This is a genomic window from Flavisphingopyxis soli, assembly GCF_007995095.1.
Lineage (GTDB): Bacteria > Pseudomonadota > Alphaproteobacteria > Sphingomonadales > Sphingomonadaceae > Flavisphingopyxis > Flavisphingopyxis soli.
Genome location: NZ_VOPY01000003.1, coordinates 330491 through 339566 on the forward strand (window position 1 = coordinate 330491; position 9076 = coordinate 339566).

Here is a 9076-nt window from a genome sequence, read left to right on the forward strand (position 1 = left end):
CTATCACCGCCACCCTCACGCCGCGACCAATTCCTCCGCCGCTTCCAGATCGACCGAGACCAGTCGGCTGACGCCCTGTTCGACCATCGTCACGCCGAACAGGCGGTGCATGCGGCTCATCGTCACGGCGTTGTGCGTGACGATGAGGTAACGCGTGCGCGTTTCGGCGACCATCTTGTCGAGCAGGTCGCAGAAGCGTTCGATATTGGCGTCGTCCAAGGGCGCGTCGACCTCGTCGAGGACGCAGATCGGCGCAGGGTTGGTGAGGAACAGGCCAAAGATTAGCGCGATCGCGGTCAGCGCCTGTTCGCCGCCAGAAAGTAGCGTCAGCGAGGCGAGCTTCTTGCCCGGCGGCTGCGCCATGATCTCCAGCCCCGCTTCGAGCGGGTCGTCCGAATCGACCAGCTCGAGATGCGCAGCGCCGCCGTTGAACAGTGTCGTGAAGAGGCGCTGGAAATGCGTGTCGACCGCCTCGAACGCGGCCTTGAGGCGGATGCGGCCCTCGCGGTTGAGGCTGCCGATCGAGCCGCGCAGCCGCGCGACCGCCTGGCGCAGCTCCTCGGCCTCGGTAAGCGATTGGGCGTGTTCGGTGTCGAGCGAGTCGAGTTCCTGCGCGGCGACGAGGTTGACCGGCCCGATCCGCTCGCGATCGGCGGTGAGCTTCTCGTGCAGGTGCGATTCCTCGCCGGGGTCGGCGACGTCGTCGGCATCGAAATCGGCGACGCGCGGCAGCAGCGGCGGCGGGCATTCGAAGCGCTCGTTCGACACGCGGCCCATTTCGACGCGGCGCAGATCCTGCGCCTCGGCGCGCGCATCGGCGCCGGCGCGGGCTTCGCGGGCGCTCGACAGCGTCTCGCGCGCGGCGGTGAGCCGGTCCTCGCGCTCGGCGAGCGCGTGCGTCGCGGCCTCTTCCTCGGCCTGCATCGCGTCGCGCCGTGCGGCGAGCTCGTCGCGGCCCGTCTCGAGCCTGGCGATATCGTCGCGCAGCGTGGCGGGGGTGTCGTTCGCCTTGGCCTGCTGCGCCGCGAGGCTCTCCTGGCGCTCGGCCAGCTTGGCGATGCGGGTTGCTGCTTCGCCTGAGCGCGCGCGCCAGGCCTCGGCTTCGGCGGCGATGCCCGCACGACGCTCGCGCAGCGCGGCGAGTTTGCTCTGCAGCGCCTGTTCGGCTTCGCGCGCATCGCTCGCTGCGCGGCGCCCAGCATCGGTCCGCGCTTCGCTGGCGGCGAGGCGCTCGGACGATGCATCGGCGGCGGGGAGGGCGGCGAGATCCGCCTCGGCTTCGGTCAGCGTGGCGCGCGCGTCGGCGAGGCGCGTGTCGAGTTCGGCGCGGCGGCCGCCGAGCGCTTCGACGCCTTCGCGCCAGCGATCGAGCGCGGCCTGCGCGCGGTCGGCGTCGCGCAAGGCGGTGCGTTGTTCCTCGTCGCTGTGTGTGCGCGCGGCGCGCGCGGCGACGAGCGCCTGTTGGGCGGCGTCGGCCTCCGCGGCGATGGCGGTGCGCCGGGCGATTGCGGTATCGAGCGCGGCCTTCAAGGTCGGCAGTTCGCGCTCGATATCGTTCAACCGGTTGCGCCGGACGAGCCGTTCGGCACCGACCGCGCCGCCGCTCCTGGCGACGAAACCGTCCCAGCGGCGCATCGCGCCCTCGCGGGTGACGAGGCGCTGGCCGATCGCGAGCGCTTGCCCCTCGTCGCTCTGGGCGACCGCAACCTGCGCGAGCCGGCGCGCCAGCTCGGGTGGTGCATCGACATGGTCGGCGAGCCGCTCGGTTCCGGCGGGGAGGCCGGGATCGCTCGCAGTCGTTGCTGCGCCGAGCCAGCCGCTCGCGCCGCCGACCGGCGCGTCGAGATCGTCGCCGAGCGCGGCGGCGAGCGCATGTTCATAGCCCTTGGCAGCAGTGACCCGGTCGATCGCGCGCGTCGTGTCGCCGGGCGTGGCGAGCGCAGTGGCGAGTGCGCCGTGTTCGCTTTCGATCGTCGCCAGCGCAGTGCGGGCGGCGGCGAGCGCCTGTTCGCTCTCGGCCTTGCTGGCGAGCGCCGTGTCGAGTGCGGCCTGCGCGTCGGTGAGCGCGGTTTCGGAGGTCTCGGCCGCCGCGGCCGCTGCCGTGACGCGCGCGCTTGCATCCTGCTGGGCGTGGATCAGCGCGGCCTCGTCGCCGAGCGCGGCGATGCGCGCCGCGACGGCATCGCGTTCGCTCTCGATTCGCGCCAGCGCGTCGCGCGCGCTCGTCGCGTTCGCTTCGGCGATCCGTCGGTCGGCGGCCTGTCCGGCGAGATCCGCGCGGAGCTGCGCGAGTTTGACCTCGGCATCGCGCAGCGTCGCGGCGGAGGTCGCAATGGCCTGGGTCAATTCGGGCAGGCTCGCTTCGACCGCCGCGTGCTGCTCGCTGAGTTCCTCGCCCTCGCGGTCGAGCCGCGCGATCGCCTCGGCGGCGTCCTCGGCGAGCGATCCTTCGCGCGCGCGGTCGTCGGCGATGCGTTGCAGTTGTTCGGCGAGATCGGCGGCGCGGCGGTCGTGCGCTTCGGCCTCGGCGGTGAGGCGCGCGAGCCGCTGCGCGACGGCCGAGGCGGCGTCGTTGGCTTCGCGCGATGCGGTGCGGCGGCTTTCGAGTGCCTGGGCGGCCTGGACGCGATAGGCGCTCGCCGCCTCCTGCGCCTCTTGAGCCGCGCGCACCGCGAGGCTCGCCGCTTCGGCTTCCTCGCGCGCCCGATCGGCGGCGGCGGCGGCATCGCGCCAGCGCGCATAGATCATCCGCGCTTCGGCGATGCGGATCTGTTCGGAGAGCCCGGTATAGCGTTCGGCGGCGCGCGCCTGGCGGCGCAATTGACCGGCGCGCTGCGCCATGTCGCCGATGATCGTGTCGAGCCGTTCGAGATTGGCCTCGGTCGCGCGCAGTTTCTGTTCGGCGTCCTTGCGGCGGACGTGGAGGCCCGCAATCCCGGCGGCTTCCTCGAGCATCTGGCGCCGCTCGGCGGGCTTGGCCGAAATGACCGCGGCGATCTTTCCCTGGCTGACGAGCGCCGGGCTGTGCGCGCCGGTCGCGGCGTCGGCGAAGATCAGCGAAATGTCCTTGGCGCGAACGTCGCGCCCATTGGCGCGATAGGCCGATCCCTGGCCGCGCTCGATCCGTCGGATGACCTCGAGTTCGCCGTCGCTGTCGCCATCGCCGATGCTGGTCAGCGCTGCGCCTTCGAGATCGGCGACGAGCGCGACCTCGGCGAAATCGCGCGCCGGGCGCGACGAGGTCCCCGCGAAGATGACGTCGTCCATCCCGCCGCTGCGCATCGATTTCGGGCTCGATTCGCCCATTACCCAGCGGATCGCCTCGAGCAGGTTCGACTTGCCGCAGCCATTGGGGCCGACGACGCCGGTCAGCCCCGGTTCGATTCGAAGTTCGGCGGGTTCGACGAAGCTCTTGAAGCCCGTCAGGCGCAGGCGCTTGATCTTCACCGGGCGGTTGCCCGGACAAGAGGGCGCTGGCGCCTGGGGATGGTCATCGGTTCAATCAGCGGGCGCCCGCCGCGCGCAATTTCTCGCTGACCGTCACGACGGGGTCGACACCCTGGACGAGCGAGAAGGCTTCGCCATTGAGGACGAAGGTCGGTGTGCCCTGGATATCGAACTGCTTGCCTGCCGCGTCCGATCGCGACTGAACGCTGAGGACATTCGCAGGATCGCCATAGCACTGGTCGAGCTGCTGCTCGCTCAGTCCGCGTGCCTTGAAGAAATCATACAGGCCGATACCCTTGGCGTAGGTGATGAACTTCTTGTTGTCAGGCTGCGACTGCATCGCCTGCGCTGCCTTTCCGAGATTCTCGGCACCCTTGAACAGCTCTTCCTGGCTGACATAGATGTTGTGCATCAGCGGATAATAGCGATCCTTGCCGGCGCACTGCATCGCCGCGGCGGCGAGCGTGTCGAGCTGGTTGCGCATGAAATTGCTGAATTCATAGGCGACCTGGCCACTGTCGACGAACTCGTCGACGATCTTGGGCTCGGCCTCCTGCGCAAATTCGGCACAGTGGCTGCAGGTCAGCGAACCGTATTCGACCAGTTTGATCTTGGCGTCGGGATTGCCCATGACGAAGCCGCCATCGGCGGTCGCGGTAATGACATCCGACCATTTCTGACCTTGCGGCGCGGCGACCTTGGCGACGGCGTCCTGCTGCGTTTCATTGCCGACGGTGTCGGACTTGCCGCACGCACCGAGCGCGAGAGCGCTGCCGAGGGCGATCAGGGTGAGGGTCGATAGATTGCGCATGAAGTTCTCCGGGTAAAAGATGGATCAGTTGTGGGCGGAACGCGCGGCGATGAGCGCGCTGCGCACTCCCGCCCAGTCGAAGACGTCGTACAACAAATGGCCGTTGAGCGTGAAACTCGGCGTCCCTTCGACGCCGGTCACGTGGCTGGCATAGTTGGTGCTGTCGGCGATCGCCTGAAGCTTGGCACCGTCGGCGAGGCAGGCCGAAAGCTGTTCGGCATCGATGCCGCGCCTGGCAAGCAGCGGTTGCAGTCCGCTATCGGCGATGACCATCGCCATCCCGCCCGTTGCGCCCGCGGCATCCCATTGGGCTTGCCGCTCCGGAGATGCCGATTCGAGCCTGACGAGCCAATCGGGTTGCGCGGCCAGGACCGCGGCGTGATTACCAAAGACTTGCTCGGGCGTGCCGCAGGTGACCGCGAGTGAGATCGCGTAATCGATTGTGGTACGCAGATAGGGCCGGATCTCGACCGAAGTCGATCCGTCCGCAATGAATCCACTGGCGAGCGGTTTGGCCGATTCGTCCGCGAAATGGGCGCAGTGCGGACAGGTGTAGCTGATATATTCGACCAGCTTGTTGGGCGCATCGGGATTGCCGATGAGCACGCCTCCCGCAGGCGCGGCGACAATGTTTTTCGACCAGTCGGCGCGGGCCGGCGCGGTTGCTGCGGCGGGCGTGGCCGTTGCCGCGACTGCCACCAGGGCAAGGGTGCACAGCGGGGTGGCGAAGAGGATGCGCGAGATCGAAATGGGTAGCGTCCTTTGAGCAAAGTCTCAGCTGATTTTAGGCGGTCCGCTGCTGTTGACAAGGCCGCTGGCCAATCCTTCGAGAACCTTTTTGAGTTCGGGATCGCCGATGTCGCGCAAACTGTCGCCGATTTCGACCGGGATCGGCTTGAGCGACGGTGGCGGGCGGTTCGGTGCGGCGCGGGTCGGCGTCACGCGGCCCTGCGTCATGCGGATGCGTTCGACCGCGGCATAGCCGAAAAAGCGGTTCACTCGCGCGATCAGCTCGGGCTCGATATGCTGGAGCATCGGCGCGTGGGCACCCGATACGGTGAGGTGGAGCGTGCCGCCTTCGCGCTTGCCGTGCGGAAAGCGCAGCGATTCGGGCGCGGTCACTTCGGCATAGCGGTCGCCGACGATATCGGGCCAGCGCGTGACGATCGAGCTTTGCACGAAGCCGAAACGGCGAAAGGCGGCGCGGCCGATTTCGGGCATCAGATCGGCGATATTGCGCGCCGGTCCGCCGCGCGGCCGCTCCTGGCGGACGAGCTTGGGCGCGGCCTTGGCGCGCGGCTTTTTCGCCGGCGCCGCTGGTTTCGACTTCGTGGGGTCTGCGGGTCGTTTCGCCATGCGGTGCATCATGCCATAGCCAACCCATGACAGTCGAGCAGCCAGATCCGAAGCGGGGCGATATCGCGGTCCGATTGCTCGACTGGTACGACGGATCGGCGCGTGCGCTTCCGTGGCGCGTGCTTCCCGGCAGCGCGAAACGCGGTGATCCCTATCGCATCTGGCTGTCCGAGATCATGTTACAGCAGACGACCGTCGCGGCGGTGATTCCCTATTTTGGCAAGTTCACTGCGCGCTGGCCCGATGTCGTCGCCCTCGCCGAGGCAGACGAGGGTGAGGTGATGGCGGCCTGGGCAGGGCTTGGCTATTATGCCCGTGCGCGCAACCTGATTGCCTGTGCACGGCGCGTTCGTGATGAACATGGCGGCGTCTTTCCCGACAGCGAGGCGGCGCTGCGCAACCTGCCGGGGATTGGCGATTATACCGCGGCCGCAATCGCGGCGATTGCCTTCGATCGACCCGCGACCGTCGTCGATGCCAATGTCGAGCGCGTCGTTGCGCGGCTGTTCGCGATTCGCGAGACTTTGCCGCAGGGCAAGCGCGCGATCCGTGCGGCGGCGGCAAGCATCACGCCCGAGCGGCGACCGGGCGATTTCGCCCAGGCGATGATGGATCTTGGCTCGCGGATCTGCACACCGCGCAACCCCGATTGCCCCACCTGTCCCTTGGCCGAACACTGCGCGGGCCATCGCCTCGGCATCGCCGCCGCGCTACCGGCCAAACCCGCCAGGCGCCCCCGTCCCCAGCGGCGCGGCTGGGCGTATTGGGTCGAACGCGACGGCGCGATCCTGCTCGTCCGGCGGCCGGGCAAGGGGATGCTCGGCGGGATGCGTGCCTTGCCCGGGGGCGCGTGGGACGACGAACTCGGACCGGCGCCGGTCGAAACAGACCCGACCGGCATCGCCGTTCAGCATGTCTTCACCCATTTCGCGCTTGAACTGCATCTCGCCCGCTTGCCCGCCCAATCGCGACTGGCAGGGGAGCTTGCGGGTGAATGGTGGCCCATCGAAAGCCTCGACGGGGCGGGATTGCCTACGTTATACGCCAAGGCGGCGCGCGCGATCGCGGCTGCCGGACCAATGGAGGGATCCTGAATGCTGCACGAAACGATCATCGCCCGGCGCGCCTTTCTCGGCAGCGCTCTGGCATCGGGCGCGCTACTTGGCGCCACGCCCGCGCACGCTTTCTTGCGCGAAACCAATGCCTATCCGGCGCTCGACGCGTTCATCCGCGGCTTTGTCACGCGCAAGCAGCTCGCCGGGACGCTCGCGACGGTCGGCAAGGGGTTTGCCGCGCCCACCGTCCTGTCGGCGGGCACGCTCGCCAACGACAGCAACAAGCCGGTCGATATCGACAGCCTGTGGCGGATCTATTCGATGACCAAGCCGATCACCGGCATGGCGGCGATGATCCTGATCGGCGAGGGCAAGCTCAAGCTCGACCAGCCGCTCGCCGACATATTGCCCGCCTTTGCCAACATGAAGGTGCTCAAATCGGCCGACGGTCCGCTTTCGGAGACGGTGCCGGCGAAAACGCCGATCACGATCCGCCACCTGCTGACGCATACCGCGGGGCTTGGTTACAACATCATCCAGTCGGGGCCGATCAAGGCAGCGTATGAAAGCAACGGGATCGTCCCCGCGCAGCTGAGCCGCGTGTCGCTGCCCGGCATCCCCAATCCCAAGCCCGCGCCGAGCCTGAAGGAATTTGCCGAGCGGCTGGCCAAGCTGCCGCTGGTCTACGAGCCCGGCACGAAATGGAGCTATTCGGTCGCGCTCGACCTGATGGGGCGCGTCATCGAGGTCGTTTCGGGCAAGCCGTTCGACCAGTTCCTGTCCGAGCGCATTTTTGCGCCGCTGGGCATGAAGAGCACGTATTTCCGCGTGCCGCAGAGCCAGGTCGCGCGTTTGACGACCAACTACCTGCCGCTCGGGCCGGTCCTGCTGCCGGTCGATGTGGCGAGCAATTCGATTTATCTCGACGCGCCCGCTTTCCCCTTTGGCGGCGCGGGGCTGGTGACCTCGGCGCGCGATTACGACCGTTTCCTGATGATGTTGCTCGGCGAAGGTGCGATCGGCGATGTCCGGATCATGGCGCCGGCGACCGCGCGGCTTGGCATGTCGAACCTGTTGCCGCCGGGCGTATCGACCGCGGGGACCTTTGCCGGTGGCGAGGGTTTCGGCGCGGGCGGGCGCGTCAGCCTGCCCAATTCGCCGCGCGGTCCGGGCGTCTATGGCTGGGGCGGCGCGGCGGGCACGATCGCCTGGGTCGATACAACGCGCAAGATGCGCGTCGGCGGTTACGCGCAATATATGCCCGCAGAGGCGATGCCGTTCCAGTCGGGCCTGCCCGAAGCGATCGCCAGGGACCTAGTCTGATTATTGGGTCTGATCGCAAGCCTGTGACTCGTACTCGCACCCCCGCACTGACCGGCGCGCGGATCGACCGCGCCGACCATGTCCGCGGCGACGCCGACCGGCTCGCCGCGGCGCTCGGCGACCGGCGTGCGCGATTGCTGCTGCTCGACGCGCTCGATCCGGTCGTCGAAGACGGGCTACTCGGCTGGACCAGCCTCGGCCTGATCGATGATGGCGCCGAGCCGTTGTTCCTCGGGCTGCTCGACGACATCCCGCATTTCGCGCCTTTGCCCGCCGATGTTTCGCGGATCGACGGGCGATCGCGCAGCGCCTGGGCCGCGCTGACGCTGCTCGCGGCCGACGAGGCGGCGCTCTATGCCAGCGCGCGCAGCCTTGTCGCATGGCATGCTTCGTACCGCTTTTGCGCCAATTGCGGCAGTGGAACCGTCATCGCCAAGGGCGGCTGGCAACGCGATTGCGACGGTTGCGGAGCGCAGCATTTCCCGCGCACCGACCCTGTCGTCATCATGCTTGCGCGCCATGGCGATGCAAACGGTGTCGAGCGCGTCCTCGTCGGGCACGGCGTCGGCTTTCCCTCGGGACGAATGTCGGCGCTGGCGGGCTTTGTCGAGCCGGGCGAGAGCATCGAGGAAGCGGTCCGGCGCGAGCTGTTCGAAGAGGCGGGGGTGGTCGCCGAGACGGTAGAGTATATCGCCAGCCAGCCGTGGCCGTTCGCATCGTCGCTGATGATCGGCTGCCTCGCCGAAGTCGCCGACCCGACGCTGACGCTCGATACCAAAGAAGTCGATGCGGCGATCTGGGTCACGCGCGAAGAGGTCGCCGCGGCATTGGCAGGCGAAGAGGGTGCCCGCTTCCTCGCGCCCCCGCCGATCGCGATCGCGCGGACATTGCTCGAGACGTGGCTGGGCTAAGCGAAAGCTCACTCGTCACAGCGCGGAGAATTTACGGAATGACATGCTCTAACTTAGAAAATTCCAAGGTCGGCTAATGGGTGGAAAGCTGACATTCGCTAATCGCGCAGTGGCGGCGCTCTTAAATCGGCGGCCAAGTTCTCAAGCCAATAGTAAAGAAGCGCGCCTTCCAA

The 9076-nt window shown here is 68.0% G+C and carries 7 protein-coding genes; 3 read left to right on the plus strand and 4 right to left on the minus strand.

Translation table 11 applies throughout. The features are described 5' to 3' along the window. Positions 1-15 precede the first annotated feature (15 nt). The 4 genes from smc to FSZ31_RS12000 all read right to left on the minus strand — a co-directional run bounded on the left by smc (position 16) and on the right by FSZ31_RS12000 (position 5614). Positions 16-3447: a chromosome segregation protein SMC gene (gene smc / locus FSZ31_RS11985; RefSeq protein ID WP_147123615.1), complete on the minus strand. Its 3432-nt coding sequence runs from the start codon at positions 3445-3447 to the stop codon at positions 16-18. A gap of 55 nt (positions 3448-3502) precedes the next feature. Continuing rightward, the gene (locus tag FSZ31_RS11990) at positions 3503-4258 is read right to left on the minus strand and encodes a thioredoxin domain-containing protein (protein WP_147123616.1); all 756 of its coding nucleotides are present in this window, start codon (positions 4256-4258) and stop codon (positions 3503-3505) included. 24 nt (positions 4259-4282) lie between these two features. Further along, positions 4283-4957, minus strand: coding sequence for a DsbA family protein (locus FSZ31_RS11995; protein ID WP_161596023.1), 675 nt, complete (start codon positions 4955-4957; stop codon positions 4283-4285). Positions 4958-5032: 75 nt separating this feature from the next. Continuing rightward, positions 5033-5614, minus strand: a complete 582-nt coding sequence (locus FSZ31_RS12000; protein WP_236643806.1) for a DUF721 domain-containing protein — start codon at positions 5612-5614, stop codon at positions 5033-5035. A gap of 26 nt (positions 5615-5640) precedes the next feature. Between FSZ31_RS12000 and FSZ31_RS12005 the strand changes: the two genes are divergently transcribed. From FSZ31_RS12005 to nudC, 3 genes are read left to right on the plus strand one after another with little or no spacing between them, the layout of a single operon-like run. Next, a complete protein-coding gene (locus tag FSZ31_RS12005) occupies positions 5641-6708 on the plus strand; it encodes an A/G-specific adenine glycosylase (RefSeq protein WP_147123619.1) in 1068 nt (355 codons plus the stop codon). Beyond that, positions 6709-7992, plus strand: coding sequence for a serine hydrolase domain-containing protein (locus tag FSZ31_RS12010; RefSeq protein WP_147123620.1), 1284 nt, complete (start codon positions 6709-6711; stop codon positions 7990-7992). A gap of 23 nt (positions 7993-8015) precedes the next feature. After that, positions 8016-8903, plus strand: a complete 888-nt coding sequence (gene nudC, locus FSZ31_RS12015; protein ID WP_201739177.1) for an NAD(+) diphosphatase — start codon at positions 8016-8018, stop codon at positions 8901-8903. The last annotated feature ends 173 nt before the right edge of the window (positions 8904-9076 follow it).